10 protein-coding genes, 1 tRNA gene, 1 other RNA gene and 1 pseudogene are annotated in these 13,853 nt (G+C 40.9%); 10 read left to right on the top strand and 3 right to left on the bottom strand.

Annotation, left to right across the window (positions count from 1 at the left end; genetic code table 11):
• Position 1 precedes the first annotated feature (1 nt).
• From QM959_RS06675 to QM959_RS06665, 3 genes are all read left to right on the top strand, one after another.
• Positions 2–637, top strand: coding sequence for an SGNH/GDSL hydrolase family protein (locus QM959_RS06675; RefSeq protein WP_414372245.1), 636 nt, complete (start codon positions 2–4; stop codon positions 635–637).
• A 61-nt stretch (positions 638–698) separates the two neighbouring features.
• Positions 699–1,046: a transfer-messenger RNA gene (gene ssrA / locus QM959_RS06670) on the top strand.
• A gap of 409 nt (positions 1,047–1,455) precedes the next feature.
• The gene (locus QM959_RS06665) at positions 1,456–2,790 is read left to right on the top strand and encodes an Nramp family divalent metal transporter (protein ID WP_414372244.1); all 1,335 of its coding nucleotides are present in this window, start codon (positions 1,456–1,458) and stop codon (positions 2,788–2,790) included.
• Between the two features lie 79 nt (positions 2,791–2,869).
• Here the strand turns inward: QM959_RS06665 and QM959_RS06660 are convergent.
• A tRNA-Ser gene (locus QM959_RS06660) sits at positions 2,870–2,957 on the bottom strand.
• Between the two features lie 161 nt (positions 2,958–3,118).
• Between QM959_RS06660 and QM959_RS06655 the strand changes: the two genes are divergently transcribed.
• From QM959_RS06655 to QM959_RS06640, 4 genes are all read left to right on the top strand, one after another.
• The gene (locus QM959_RS06655) at positions 3,119–3,859 is read left to right on the top strand and encodes a DeoR/GlpR family DNA-binding transcription regulator (RefSeq protein ID WP_414372243.1); all 741 of its coding nucleotides are present in this window, start codon (positions 3,119–3,121) and stop codon (positions 3,857–3,859) included.
• Entirely contained in the window at positions 3,856–4,767 is a 912-nt protein-coding gene (gene pfkB / locus QM959_RS06650; RefSeq protein WP_414372241.1) for a 1-phosphofructokinase, read from the top strand. The genes QM959_RS06655 and pfkB overlap by 4 nt, the downstream gene beginning before the upstream one ends.
• A complete protein-coding gene (locus QM959_RS06645) occupies positions 4,764–6,716 on the top strand; it encodes a fructose-specific PTS transporter subunit EIIC (protein WP_414372240.1) in 1,953 nt (650 codons plus the stop codon). Before pfkB ends, QM959_RS06645 begins: the two co-directional genes overlap by 4 nt.
• An 88-nt stretch (positions 6,717–6,804) precedes the next feature.
• Positions 6,805–9,111: a DNA translocase FtsK gene (locus QM959_RS06640; protein ID WP_414372238.1), complete on the top strand. Its 2,307-nt coding sequence runs from the start codon at positions 6,805–6,807 to the stop codon at positions 9,109–9,111.
• A gap of 264 nt (positions 9,112–9,375) precedes the next feature.
• Here QM959_RS06640 and tnpA read toward each other — a convergent pair.
• Positions 9,376–9,762, bottom strand: a pseudogene (gene tnpA / locus QM959_RS06635) (IS200/IS605 family transposase); the annotation flags it as partial.
• Between the two features lie 196 nt (positions 9,763–9,958).
• The gene (locus QM959_RS06630) at positions 9,959–10,387 is read right to left on the bottom strand and encodes a DUF6556 family protein (protein WP_414372236.1); all 429 of its coding nucleotides are present in this window, start codon (positions 10,385–10,387) and stop codon (positions 9,959–9,961) included.
• Between the two features lie 138 nt (positions 10,388–10,525).
• On the opposite strand from QM959_RS06630, the gene QM959_RS06625 reads away from it, so the two are divergent.
• The 3 genes from QM959_RS06625 to QM959_RS06615 all read left to right on the top strand — a co-directional run bounded on the left by QM959_RS06625 (position 10,526) and on the right by QM959_RS06615 (position 13,851).
• Positions 10,526–11,668: a cysteine desulfurase family protein gene (locus QM959_RS06625; protein ID WP_414372234.1), complete on the top strand. Its 1,143-nt coding sequence runs from the start codon at positions 10,526–10,528 to the stop codon at positions 11,666–11,668.
• A gap of 8 nt (positions 11,669–11,676) precedes the next feature.
• The gene (thiI, locus tag QM959_RS06620) at positions 11,677–12,891 is read left to right on the top strand and encodes a tRNA uracil 4-sulfurtransferase ThiI (protein WP_414372232.1); all 1,215 of its coding nucleotides are present in this window, start codon (positions 11,677–11,679) and stop codon (positions 12,889–12,891) included.
• Between the two features lie 135 nt (positions 12,892–13,026).
• Positions 13,027–13,851 (top strand): alpha/beta hydrolase, encoded by an 825-nt coding sequence (locus QM959_RS06615; RefSeq protein WP_414372230.1) that lies wholly within the window; start codon positions 13,027–13,029, stop codon positions 13,849–13,851.
• The last annotated feature ends 2 nt before the right edge of the window (positions 13,852–13,853 follow it).

The following is a 13,853-nucleotide window of genomic DNA, read 5'->3' as shown; positions in this document are numbered from 1 at the left end:
AGTGGCAGTACAGTTATTAGAAAATTGGCTCCTAAAGGAACAAGGAAAAATTCAAACCAAGTACCGTCACTTAAATCAGGTTTCTGTTCTAGAGCCCGACATTCTTTTTATTGGGGACTCTATTGTCGAATATTATCCTCTACAGGAATTATTTGGGACTTCAAAGACAATTGTCAATCGAGGCATTCGAGGTTATCAGACAAGGCTGTTACGAGAGAATCTAGATGCGCATCTTTACGGTGGAGCGGTAGATAAAATTGTCCTTCTGATTGGGACAAATGATATCGGAAAAGATGTACCTGTGAATGAGGCTCTCAATAATTTCGAAGCTATCATACAATCCATTGCTCGCGATTATCCATTAACTGAGATAAAATTGCTTTCTATTTTGCCAGTCAATGAAGGAGAGGAGTACAAGCAGACAGTCTATATCCGCACAAATGAAAAAATTCAGAAATGGAATCAAGCCTATCAAGAACTTGCTTCTGCCTATATGCAGGTAGAATTTGTGCCAGTTTTTGATAGTTTGACAGACCAGGCAGGCCAACTAAAAAAAGAATATACTACTGATGGGTTGCACCTCAGTGTTGCTGGTTATCAAGTTTTGACCAAAGCTTTGAAAGACTATCTTTTGTAGTTAGTTGATTTCCTTTTTGCATTTTTGAGTTAGATAAGGTATAATGGTTTTATTGTCTTTTGGGGTCGTTACGGATTCGACAGGCATTATGAGGCATATTTTGCGACTCGTGTGGCGACGTAAACGCTCAGTTAAATATAACTGCAAAAAATAACACTTCTTACGCTCTAGCTGCCTAAAAACCAGCAGGCGTGACCCGATTCGGATTGCTCGTGTCTGATGATAGGTCTTATTATTAGCGAGATACGATCAAACTTTGTCTAGCAGTTTGATAAGAGATTGATAGACTCGCAGTTCCTAGGCTTGAGTTATGTGTCGAGGAGCTGTTAAAACAATACATAACCTATGGTTGTAGACAAATATGTTAGCAGGTGTTTGGACGTGGGTTCGACTCCCACCGGCTCCATTAATAATTTACATTGTTTTGTAAATCTTTCTAAAACGTTGTTTTTACAACGTTTTTTGTTTTATTCTTTAGTATTCCTTGGTATTCTTTTATACAAAAAGGATACAATTTTCAGTTGTATCCTAAATATTAAATCAAGTCCTGAATTTTCTTAAGTTTTTATCATATTTTCTGTTATAATTAAGGTGCCTTAAGAAAAATAATGAAAAAAACTAAATGTTTTTCATATAGTTTTCATTGTTTGTGTTATAATTAAGGTGCCTTAAGAAAAATATTAAGGTGCCTTAAGAAAAATAATGAAAAAACTAAATGTTTTTCATATAGTTTTCATTGTTTTAATAGTTTAAAGTCAATCTTATTTTTCTCTAATAGAAAATAATGAAAAAGTAGGTTTAGAAAGAGGTAAGTATCTATGTCTTCTCATAAAAAAGTGTCACTCTCTGAGATTAATCAATCTATCGATACTCCAAATAACAATCATTTCTGGCAAAATTTAAAGGCCTTTTTAGGTCCGGGTGCTCTTGTCGCAGTTGGTTATATGGATCCAGGAAACTGGATTACCAGTGTAGTCGGTGGTGCTTCCTATAAGTATAGTCTCTTGTTTGTTATCTTGATTTCATCTCTCATTGCCATGCAACTTCAGCAGATGGCAGGAAAGCTAGGGATTGTAACCCAGATGGACCTGGCTCAAGCAACAGCTCATCACTCACCAAAATGGCTTCGTTATAGTCTATGGGTGATTTTGGAGTTGGCCTTGATGGCGACAGACCTGGCAGAAGTTCTAGGTTCAGCCATTGCTCTCAATCTTCTCTTTAAGATTCCGATTATGATAGCCATCCTTTTGACGGTTCTAGATGTCTTTCTCTTATTGCTTTTGATGAAATTTGGCTTTAAGAAGATAGAAGCTATTGTGACAACACTGATTTTAACGATTTTAGCAATCTTTACTTATCTGGTAGCTTTATCAAATCCAAGTTTCCAAGGAATTGCTGAGGGTTATTTACCCAATTCGACCTTATTTGAGAGTCCTTTGCCAGGACATGAAAGTCAATTAACCTTGGCACTAGGGATCGTGGGAGCAACGGTTATGCCCCATAACCTCTATTTGCATTCTTCCTTGTCTCAAACTCGGAAAATCAATCACAAGGACAAGAATGATGTTCGAAAAGCCGTGCGCTTTATGACCTGGGATTCAAATCTCCAATTATCCTTGGCCTTTGTGGTTAACTCCCTTCTATTAATTCTCGGGGCGGCTCTCTTTTTCGGCCATGCATCTGAGATTTCTGCCTTCTCTCAAATGTATAATGCCTTGCAGGATTCTACTATTGCAGGAGCTATAGCTAGCTCGACCTTATCAACCTTGTTTGCCTTGGCTTTATTAGCCAGTGGTCAAAATTCGACTATCACAGGTACCTTGACAGGACAAATCGTTATGGAAGGATTCTTGCATATGCGATTGCCTCAGTGGTTCATTCGTTTGGCAACTCGTCTCTTTGCCTTGTTGCCTGTCATGATTGTAGCGGTTGTGTTTGGTCATCAGGAAAAAACCTTGGATCAGTTATTGGTCTATTCGCAGGTCTTTCTTTCAATCGCTCTTCCGTTTTCAATCTTCCCTTTGATTTATCTAACTTCTAAGAAATCACTGATGGGCGAATTTACCAATGCCAAATGGAATACCATCCTTGGTTATATTGTTTCCATTATCTTAACAATTCTAAATGTGAAATTGTTATTTGATATTTTCTAAGAAATTCACCCAAGTTAGAAAACAAGCATATAAGAAAAAAGATACCCAAGAAATCTTGGGTATCTTTTTTGAAAATAAACGGAAGACATGGGATTCGAACCCACGCACGCTTTAACACGCCTACCGCGTTTCCAACACGGCCTCTTAAGCCTCTTGAGTAATCTTCCATTGTTTACTAACCTAGTCTACCATAAAGCCTTCTTTCTTGCAAATTTATTTAAAGTTGAGGAGCCAGTGATAGAAAATGAAAGAAAGTGATAAAAAATGCTTGACTTTGATTTTTTTTATGATAGAATGAATAATGTAATCGTTAACAGGAGGTGGGTTCATGCTAAAAAGTGAACGAAAACAGGTGATTTTAGAAGAATTGAAACAGCATAAAATCGTCTCACTTGAGAAATTAGTAGGTTTGTTAGATACTTCAGAATCAACGGTCAGACGTGATTTAGATGAATTGGAGTCTGAAAATAAACTTCGTCGAGTGCATGGAGGAGCAGAGTTGCCTCACTCCTTGCAAGAAGAAGAAACCATTCAAGAAAAATCTGTCAAAAACCTTCAAGAGAAAAAGTTGATTGCTCAAAGAGCATCTTCCCTCATCAAAGAAAAAGATGTTATCTTTGTGGATGCAGGAAGTACGACAGCCTTTCTCATTAAGGAATTAGAGCGAAAAGACATTACAGTGGTAACCAATTCCATTCACCATGCGGTTCAATTAGTGGATAAGCAAATCCCAACAGTCATTATTGGTGGTGGAGTCAAGATGACAACTGATGCGAGCATCGGTGGCGTTGCTCTCAACCAGATTAATCAATTGCACTTTGACCGTGCCTTTATCGGGATGAATGGTGTGGACGATGGTTATTATACGACTCCTGATATGGAGGAGGGAGCTGTTAAGCGTGCTATTTTAGAGAATGCCAAACAGACCTATGTCTTGGTGGATTCGTCTAAAATTGGACAAACTTGCTTTGCCAAGGTGGCACCACTCAAACGAGCTATTGTTATCACAAGTCAAGGGCATGAGCTCTTGCAGGTTATTAAGGAGAAAACGGAGGTAATAGAAGTATGATTTATACAGTCACACTCAATCCATCCATTGACTATATCGTTCGTTTGGATCAAGTCCAAGTTGGTAGTGTCAATCGTATGGACAGTGATGATAAATTTGCTGGTGGTAAAGGTATCAATGTTAGCCGTGTCTTGAAACGGTTGGGTATTCCTAATACGGCAACTGGATTTATCGGAGGTTTTACTGGTAAATTTATTACAGACACTTTGGCTGAAGAGCAAATTGAGACACGATTTGTCCAAGTGGCAGAAGATACGCGTATCAATGTCAAGATTAAAGCAGAGCAAGAAACAGAAATTAACGGAATGGGTCCTAGTGTTGAACCAGAGAAACTTGAAGAGTTGAAAGCCATTCTTTCGAGTTTAACAGCAGAAGATACAGTTGTTTTTGCGGGGTCTAGTGCTAAAAACTTAGGCAATGTCATCTACAAGGATTTGATTGCCTTGACTCGTCAAACAGGTGCTCAAGTGGTTTGTGACTTTGAAGGTCAGACCTTAATCGATAGTTTGGATTATCAACCACTTTTAGTTAAACCAAACAATCATGAACTTGGAGCTATCTTTGGAGTGAAACTCGAAAGCTTAGATGAAATAGAGAAATATGCTCGAGAGTTGCTGGCTAAAGGTGCTCAAAACGTGATTATTTCTATGGCTGGCGATGGAGCCCTTTTGGTAACATCAGAGGGAGCATACTTTGCTAAACCTATCAAGGGAACCGTTAAAAACTCAGTTGGTGCTGGTGACTCGATGGTTGCTGGATTTACTGGTGAATTTGTCAAATCAAAAGATGCAGTAGAAGCCTTCAAGTGGGGAGTGGCATGTGGAACAGCAACCACATTCTCAGATGATTTAGCAACTGTAGTATTTATTAAAGAAACATATGAAAAAGTTGAGGTAGAAAAACGATGAAAATTCAAGACCTATTGAGAAAAGATGTCATGTTGCTTGATTTGCAAGCAACTGAAAAAACAGCAGCTATCGAAGAAATGATTCATAGCTTGGTAGAACACGGATACGTGACAGATTTTGAAACTTTTAAAGAAGGAATCTTAGCGCGTGAAGCTTTGACTTCTACAGGTTTGGGTGATGGTATCGCTATGCCACACAGCAAAAATGCTGCTGTAAAGGAAGCAACTGTTCTCTTTGCTAAGTCAAATAAGGGTGTTGACTACGAAAGTTTAGATGGCCAACCAACTGACCTCTTCTTTATGATTGCTGCTCCAGAAGGTGCCAATGATACTCACTTGGCTGCCTTGGCAGAATTGTCTCAATACTTGATGAAAGACGGATTTGCTGACAAACTTCGTCAAGCGACATCAGCTGATCAAGTCATCGAACTTTTTGACCAAGCTTCAGAAAAAGCTGAGGAACCAGCTCAGGCTTCTGCTAATGAATCTGGAGACTTTATCGTAGCAGTTACAGCTTGTACAACAGGTATCGCCCACACATACATGGCTCAAGAAGCCCTTCAAAAAGTGGCTGCTGAAATGGGTGTTGGGATCAAGGTTGAAACCAATGGTGCTAGCGGTGTTGGGAACCAATTGACAGCAGAAGACATCCTCAAGGCTAAAACTGTTATCATCGCAGCAGACAAGGCAGTTGAAATGGATCGTTTCGATGGTAAACCATTGATTAATCGTCCGGTTGCTGACGGGATCCGTAAGACAGAAGAATTGATTAACTTGGCTCTTTCTGGGGATGCTGAAGTTTACCGTGCTGCTAATGGAGTAAAAGCTGCAACCGCAAGCAATGAAAAACAAAGCCTTGGTGGTGCCTTCTACAAACACTTGATGAGTGGTGTATCTCAAATGTTGCCATTCGTTATCGGTGGTGGTATCATGATTGCCCTTGCCTTCTTGATTGATGGGGCTTTGGGTGTTCCAAATGAAAATCTTGGCAATCTTGGTTCCTACCATGAGTTAGCTTCTATGTTCATGAAAATTGGTGGTGCAGCCTTTGGCTTGATGCTCCCAGTCTTTGCAGGTTATGTTGCCTACTCTATCGCTGAAAAACCAGGTTTGGTAGCAGGTTTCGTGGCTGGTGCTATTGCCAAAGAAGGTTTTGCCTTTGGGAAAATCCCTTATGCAGCAGGTGGTGAAGCAACTTCAACTCTTGCAGGTGTCTCATCTGGTTTCCTAGGTGCCCTTGTTGGTGGATTTATCGCAGGTGCTTTGGTTCTTGCTATCAAGAAATACGTTAAAGTTCCTCGTTCACTTGAAGGTGCTAAATCAATCCTTCTCTTGCCACTTCTTGGAACAATCTTGACAGGATTTGTCATGTTAGCTGTTAACATCCCGATGGCAGCAATTAACACTGCTATGAATGATTTCCTTGGAGGTCTTGGAGGAGGTTCAGCTGTCCTTCTTGGTATCGTCCTTGGTGGAATGATGGCTGTCGACATGGGTGGACCAGTTAACAAAGCGGCTTATGTCTTTGGTACAGGTACACTAGCAGCATCTGTTTCTTCAGGTGGTTCAGTAGCTATGGCAGCAGTTATGGCTGGAGGAATGGTTCCACCGCTTGCCATCTTTGTCGCAACTCTTCTTTTTAAAGATAAATTTACTAAGGAAGAACGCAACTCTGGTTTGACAAACATTATCATGGGCTTGTCATTTATCACCGAGGGAGCAATTCCATTTGGTGCCGCTGACCCAGCTCGTGCAATCCCAAGCTTTATCCTTGGTTCAGCAGTAGCAGGTGGCCTCGTTGGTCTTACTGGTATCAAACTCATGGCACCACACGGAGGAATCTTCGTCATTGCCCTTACAACAAATGCCCTTCTTTACCTTGTCTTTGTCTTGATTGGAGCACTTGTTAGTGGTGTAGTTTATGGTTACCTTCGTAAACCACAAGCATAAAACTTAGATATAAAATGAAAAGATTGGACCATTTGGTGCAGTCTTTTTCTCTTTCCGAAATGCTTGTGAAATATGGTATAATAGAAGAATGGCAAACAAGAATACAAGTAAAACAAGACGGAGACCGTCTAAAGCAGAACTCGAAAGAAAAGAAGCGATTCAACGAATGTTGATTTCGTTGGGAATCGCGATTTTATTGATTTTCGCAGCCTTTAAATTAGGGGCTGCAGGTATTACCCTTTACAATTTAATACGCTTGCTGGTAGGAAGCTTAGCTTATCTGGCAATATTCGGCATCCTGCTCTATCTCTTCTTTTTCAAGTGGATACGAAAACAGGAGGGGCTCTTATCTGGCTTTTTCACCATATTTGCTGGCTTGCTCTTGATTTTTGAGGCCTACTTGGTTTGGAAATATGGTTTAGATAAGTCGGTATTAAAAGGGACCATGGCTCAGGTCGTGACGGATTTAACTGGTTTTCGAACGACCAGTTTTGCTGGAGGTGGCTTGATTGGAGTTGCTCTTTATATGCCAACCGCCTTTCTCTTCTCAAATATCGGTACTTACTTTATCGGTTCTATCTTGATTTTAGCAGGCGCTCTCCTAGTCAGTCCTTGGTCTGTTTACGATATTGCGGAATTTTTCAGTAGCGGCTTTGCTAAATGGCGAGAAGGGCATGAGCGTCGAAAAGAGGAACGCTTTGTTAAACAAGAAGAAAAAGCTCGCCAAAAGGCTGAGCAAGAGGCTAGATTAGAACAAGAGGAGGCTGAAAAAGCTTTACTCGATTTGCCTCCTGTTGATATGGAAACGGGTGAAATTCTGACAGAAGAGGCTGTTCAGGATCTTCCACCTGTTCCAGAAGAGGACTGGGTGGAACCAGAAATCATCCTACCTCAACCTGAGCTGGAATTCCCTGAACAGGAAGATGGCTCTGACGATGAAGATGTTCAGGTCGATTTTTCAGCCAAGGAAGCCCTTGAATACAAACTTCCAAGTTTACAACTCTTTGCTCCTGATAAACCAAAGGATCAGTCTAAAGAGAAGAAAATCGTCCGAGAAAACATCAAAATCCTAGAAGAAACCTTTGCTAGCTTTGGTATCAAGGTAACAGTTGAACGGGCCGAAATTGGACCATCAGTGACCAAGTATGAAGTCAAGCCGGCCGTTGGTGTAAGGGTTAACCGTATTTCCAATCTCGCAGATGACCTCGCTCTAGCCTTGGCAGCCAAGGATGTCCGAATCGAAGCACCTATCCCAGGGAAATCTCTAGTCGGAATCGAAGTTCCCAACTCCGAGATTGCCACTGTATCTTTCCGTGAACTTTGGGAACAATCTCAAACGAAAGCAGAAAATCTCTTGGAAATTCCTTTAGGTAAGGCTGTTAATGGCACCGCAAGAGCCTTTGACCTTTCTAAAATGCCCCACTTGCTAGTCGCAGGTTCAACGGGTTCAGGGAAGTCGGTAGCAGTTAACGGCATTATCGCTAGCATTCTCATGAAGGCGAGACCCGATCAAGTTAAATTTATGATGGTCGATCCCAAGATGGTTGAGTTGTCTGTTTACAATGATATTCCCCATCTCTTGATTCCAGTTGTGACCAATCCACGCAAAGCCAGCAAGGCCCTGCAAAAGGTTGTGGATGAAATGGAAAATCGTTATGAACTCTTTGCCAAGGTGGGAGTTCGGAATATTGCAGGCTTTAATGCCAAGGTAGAAGAGTTTAATGCCCAGTCTGAATACAAGCAGATTCCGCTACCATTCATTGTTGTGATTGTGGATGAGTTGGCTGACCTTATGATGGTGGCCAGCAAGGAAGTAGAAGATGCTATCATCCGTCTAGGGCAGAAGGCGCGTGCTGCTGGTATCCACATGATTCTTGCGACTCAGCGTCCATCCGTTGACGTCATTTCTGGTCTGATCAAGGCCAATGTCCCATCTCGAGTGGCTTTTGCGGTTTCATCAGGAACAGATTCCCGTACGATTTTGGATGAAAATGGAGCAGAAAAACTGCTTGGTCGAGGAGACATGCTCTTTAAACCTATCGATGAAAATCATCCTGTTCGTCTCCAAGGATCTTTTATCTCGGATGATGATGTCGAACGCATTGTAAACTATATCAAGGCTCAGGCAGATGCAGACTACGATGAGAGTTTTGATCCGGGAGAAGTTTCTGAAAATGAAGGTGAATTTTCAGATGGAGATGCCGGTGGAGATCCGCTCTTCGAAGAGGCCAAGGCTTTGGTAATTGAAACTCAGAAAGCCAGCGCATCCATGATTCAGCGCCGTTTGTCTGTTGGCTTTAACCGTGCGACCCGTCTTATGGAAGAACTTGAGATGGCAGGTGTCATCGGTCCAGCTGAGGGGACTAAACCAAGAAAAGTTTTACAACAATCATGACCACCCGTCTAACGGGTGGTTTGTACCAGGGCTATAAGCCCAAATTACCAGCCAGCGCCTAAAGACGCTGGCTTTCACTTTGTTCAAGCCTTATTGCTCTTGACTCGTCACTTGCCTCTCAAAGAGGCTTTGGTATTACTTACCACTATCCCTAAAGGGATCCTCATATTCTTTTACACTTAATTTATCTAGTGCTATATCATGCTTTACTCGTTCTCAAATTTTCATACTCGTGAAGAAATCATCCACTGGATAATTTCTTTAATCTTGAATATATTTCTTAATTATAGCTTCATTGAGTCCAACCGTACTCACATAATAACCTTCCGCCCAGAAATGCCGATTCCCAAACTTGTATTTGAGATTGGCGTGTTTGTCAAACATCATGAGTGCACTTTTCCCTTTTAAATAACCCATGAAACTCGAAACACTTATCCTCGGTGGAATACTGACTAACATATGTACATGGTCTGGCATCAAGTGTCCTTTGATAATTTCAACTCCTTTATAACTACACAATCGATGAAATATCTCGCCTAAACTACTTCTATATTGATTATAGATGACTCTTCGTCTATACTTAGGGGTGAACACAATGTGATATTTACACATCCACTTTGTGTGTGATAAACTATGTGCCTTTTGTGCCATATTTTTCTCCTTTCGCTTTACAATTGGCTTGAACACCTTTATTGTATCGCGTTCGGAGTTTTTTTAGTATAACCTTCGACGCGTACCCGCATAGCGGGTGGTTTATTTGTCTCGCACCTAACGGAGCGAGACGGACTGAAAGTCGCATAATAAAAAATAGCTTCTTTCCAAGATTGGAAAGAAGCTATTTTTCTGGCTATTGATTGCTTTTATTTTCTGATGTTGGAGTATTGGGCTGTTTTTCATTTTCAGTGGTAGGTTTAGTTGGAGCAGGTGTAGTAGAGTCCTGAGTTGCTGTTTTCTGCTCTTCTTTTTTCTCTTCCTTGATGCTGGATTTTGGCGTTTCTTCTTGTTGTGTTTTTTCTTGAGAAGTGTTATTTTCCTTATTGGGACTAGTGTTTTCCTGAGGGGATTCCTTTTGAATTTCTTTGACAATGGTTGTCGTCTGGGTTGTCGTAGGCTCTTTTTTAGTATTTTTGTTATTATCCAAGGCGTTCATGATAGTGATACTCGCGGTAATCAAACCTAGGATACTACCGATAGTAGCAACGGTTTTTTGAAAGACCGTAAAGCCTTTTTTGATGTGTTCTGTTTTTGGTTTTGAAGTTCTACGATAATTAGACATGCATTCTCTCCTTTAATTAAAATTTATTATACCGCATTTCTTTAAAAAAATCTTAAAAAAAGAGGAATTGCCCTTTCTTGTCGCAAGCTCCGTTTCATGATACAATAGAAGGAGTGATTTTAGAAAGTGTGAGAAAACATGATTTACTTTGATAATTCGGCGACGACCAAGCCTTATCCTGAAGCCCTTGAAACCTATATGCAGGTTGCTTCAAAAATTTTAGGAAATCCATCTAGTCTCCATCGTTTGGGAGACCAATCAACACGAATCTTAGATGCTTCTCGCCAACAGATTGCAGATTTAATCGGTAAGAAAAGCGATGAGATTTTCTTTACTGCTGGTGGAACAGAAGGGGATAACTGGGTCATCAAGGGTGTGGCCTTTGAAAAAGCCCAGTTTGGCAAGCACATCATCGTATCAGCCATTGAACATCCGGCAGTCAAGGAGTCAGCTCTTTGGCTGAAAAGTCAAGGATTTGAAGTGGATTTTGCTCCAGTTAATGAGAAAGGATTTGTGGATGTTGAAGCGCTAGCGGGTTTAATACGACCTGATACAACCCTCGTTTCCATCATGGCTGTTAACAATGAAATTGGATCAATCCAACCTATTGAAGCTATCTCAGAACTTTTAGCAGATAAGCCGACTATTTCCTTCCACGTTGATGCGGTTCAGGCACTTGCCAAGATTCCAACTGAAAAATATTTGACAGATCGAGTGGATTTCGCGACCTTCTCCAGTCATAAGTTCCACGGTGTTCGTGGTGTTGGCTTTGTCTATATCAAGTCTGGCAAGAAGATTACGCCTCTTTTAACAGGTGGTGGTCAGGAGCGTGATTATCGTTCAACAACTGAAAATGTGGCAGGGATTGCAGCGACAGCCAAGGCTCTCCGTTTAGCTATGGAAAAGCTAGATTTCTTTACTAGTAAGACTGGGCAAATGAAATCAGTTATTCGCCAAGCCCTTTTGGACTATCCAGATATTTTTGTCTTCTCAGATGACGAAGACTTTGCCCCTCATATCCTGACTTTTGGAATCAAGGGTGTTCGTGGTGAAGTCATCGTTCACGCCTTTGAAGACTATGATATTTTCATCTCAACGACCTCTGCTTGTTCATCTAAAGCTGGGAAGCCTGCAGGAACCTTGATTGCCATGGGAGTGGACAAGGATAAGGCCCAGTCAGCTGTGCGTTTAAGCCTAGACCTTGAAAATGATATGAGTCAGGTCGAGCAGTTTTTGACCAAGCTAAAATTAATTTACAATCAAACTAGAAAAGTAAGATAGGAGCATTTATGCAGTATTCAGAAATTATGATTCGCTATGGAGAATTGTCAACCAAACACAAAAATCGTATGCGTTTCATCAATAAACTTCGTAATAATATTTCAGACGTTTTGTCTATCTATCCCCAAGTTAAGGTAACCGCAGATCGCGACCGTGCCCATGCTTACCTCAATGGAGCTGATTACACCGCAGTAGCAGAATCCCTCAAACAAGTATTCGGGATTCAAAACTTTTCTCCCGTTTATAAAGTCGAAAAGTCTGTGGAAGTTCTGAAGTCTGCTGTCCAAGAGATTATGAAAGATATCTACAAGGAAGGGATGACCTTTAAAATTTCTAGTAAACGTAGCGACCACAACTTTGAGTTGGATAGTCGTGAACTCAACCAAACACTTGGAGGGGCTGTATTCGAAGCCATTCCAAACGTACAAGCTCAAATGAAAAGTCCTGATATCAATCTTCAGGTGGAGATTCGTGAGGAAGCGGCTTATATTTCCTATGAAACCTTTCGTGGAGCAGGAGGATTACCTGTGGGAAGTTCTGGTAAAGGCATGCTCATGTTGTCAGGAGGAATTGATTCACCTGTTGCGGGTTATCTAGCTCTTAAACGAGGGGTTGATATTGAGGCAGTTCACTTTGCTAGCCCACCTTACACGAGTCCTGGTGCCCTTAAAAAAGCTCAAGATTTGACTCGTAAATTAACCAGATTTGGGGGCAATATTCAGTTTATCGAAGTACCTTTCACAGAGATTCAAGAGGAAATTAAGGCCAAAGCGCCAGAAGCTTACCTCATGACCTTGACGCGTCGTTTTATGATGCGAATCACCGACCGTATTCGTGAGGTACGAAATGGTTTGGTTATTATCAATGGGGAAAGTCTTGGTCAAGTAGCTAGCCAAACCCTCGAAAGCATGCAGGCTATCAATGCCGTTACCAACACTCCCATCATTCGTCCAGTTGTGACCATGGATAAGTTGGAAATCATCGATATTGCACAAGAAATCGATACCTTTGACATTTCAATCCAACCGTTTGAAGACTGTTGTACCATTTTTGCGCCAGATCGTCCAAAAACAAATCCTAAGATTAAGAATGCGGAACAGTACGAAGCGCGTATGGATGTTGAAGGCTTAGTTGAGCGAGCAGTGGCTGGAATCATGATTACTGAAATTACACCTCAAGCTGAAAAAGATGAAGTAGATGACTTGATTGACAATCTCCTTTAATCAGAAAATCCAAAAGAATTTAGAAAAATAAATTAAAAAGTTAGTTTTTAATCCAAAAATGGAAGCAAAACTGACTTTTTTTCTATTTTTATGATATAATGAGATAAAATTTTGAATATAGAGAGTTTTCTGACAATGAATCAATCCTACTTTTATTTAAAAATGAAAGAACACAAACTCAAGGTTCCTTATACTGGTAAGGAGCGCCGTGTACGTGTTCTTCTTCCCAAAGATTATGAGAAAGATACAGACCGTTCCTATCCTGTGGTTTACTTTCATGACGGGCAAAATGTCTTTTATAGTAAGGAATCTTTTATTGGTCATTCATGGAAGATTATCCCAGCAATTAAACGAAATCCCGATATCAGTCGCATGATTGTCGTTGCTATTGACAATGATGGCATGGGGCGGATGAATGAGTATGCGGCTTGGAAGTTCCAAGAATCTCCTATCCCGGGTCAGCAGTTTGGTGGAAAAGGTGTGGAGTATGCCGAGTTTGTCATGGAAGTGGTCAAGCCTTTTATCGATGAGACCTACCGTACAAAAGCAGACCGCCAGCATACGGCTATGATTGGTTCCTCATTAGGAGGCAATATTACCCAGTTTATCGGTTTGGAATTCCAAGACCAAATTGGATGTCTAGGAGTCTTTTCATCTGCTAATTGGCTCCACCAAGAAGCTTTTAATCGCTACATCGAGCGCAAGAATCTATCGCCTGACCAGCGAATATTTATCTATGTAGGAACAGAAGAAGCAGATGATACAGACAAGACCTTGATGGCTGGCAATATCAAACAAGCCTATATCGACTCGTCGCTTCGCTATCACCATGATTTGATAGCAGGGGGAGTTTATCTGGATAATCTTGTCTTGAAAGTTCAGTCTGGTGCTATCCATAGTGAAATTCCTTGGTCGGAAAATTTACCAGATTGTTTGAGATTTTTTGCAGAAAAATGGTAAGT

Source organism: Streptococcus mitis (assembly GCF_047459985.1).
GTDB lineage: Bacteria > Bacillota > Bacilli > Lactobacillales > Streptococcaceae > Streptococcus > Streptococcus mitis_DZ.
The sequence above is the reverse complement of the archived record's forward strand: the minus strand, read 5'-3'. Positions and strand labels throughout refer to the sequence as shown.

Bases quoted from the DNA above. Each gene is read 5' to 3' on its own strand.
- QM959_RS06665 (WP_414372244.1), top strand. From the start codon at position 1,456: ATGTCTTCTCATAAAAAAGTGTCACTCTCTGAGATTAATCAATCTATC.
- QM959_RS06655 (WP_414372243.1), top strand. From the start codon at position 3,119: ATGCTAAAAAGTGAACGAAAACAGGTGATTTTAGAAGAATTGAAACAG.
- pfkB (WP_414372241.1), top strand. From the start codon at position 3,856: ATGATTTATACAGTCACACTCAATCCATCCATTGACTATATCGTTCGT.
- QM959_RS06645 (WP_414372240.1), top strand. From the start codon at position 4,764: ATGAAAATTCAAGACCTATTGAGAAAAGATGTCATGTTGCTTGATTTG.
- QM959_RS06640 (WP_414372238.1), top strand. From the start codon at position 6,805: ATGGCAAACAAGAATACAAGTAAAACAAGACGGAGACCGTCTAAAGCA.
- QM959_RS06630 (WP_414372236.1), bottom strand. From the start codon at position 10,387: ATGTCTAATTATCGTAGAACTTCAAAACCAAAAACAGAACACATCAAA.
- QM959_RS06625 (WP_414372234.1), top strand. From the start codon at position 10,526: ATGATTTACTTTGATAATTCGGCGACGACCAAGCCTTATCCTGAAGCC.
- thiI (WP_414372232.1), top strand. From the start codon at position 11,677: ATGCAGTATTCAGAAATTATGATTCGCTATGGAGAATTGTCAACCAAA.
- QM959_RS06615 (WP_414372230.1), top strand. From the start codon at position 13,027: ATGAATCAATCCTACTTTTATTTAAAAATGAAAGAACACAAACTCAAG.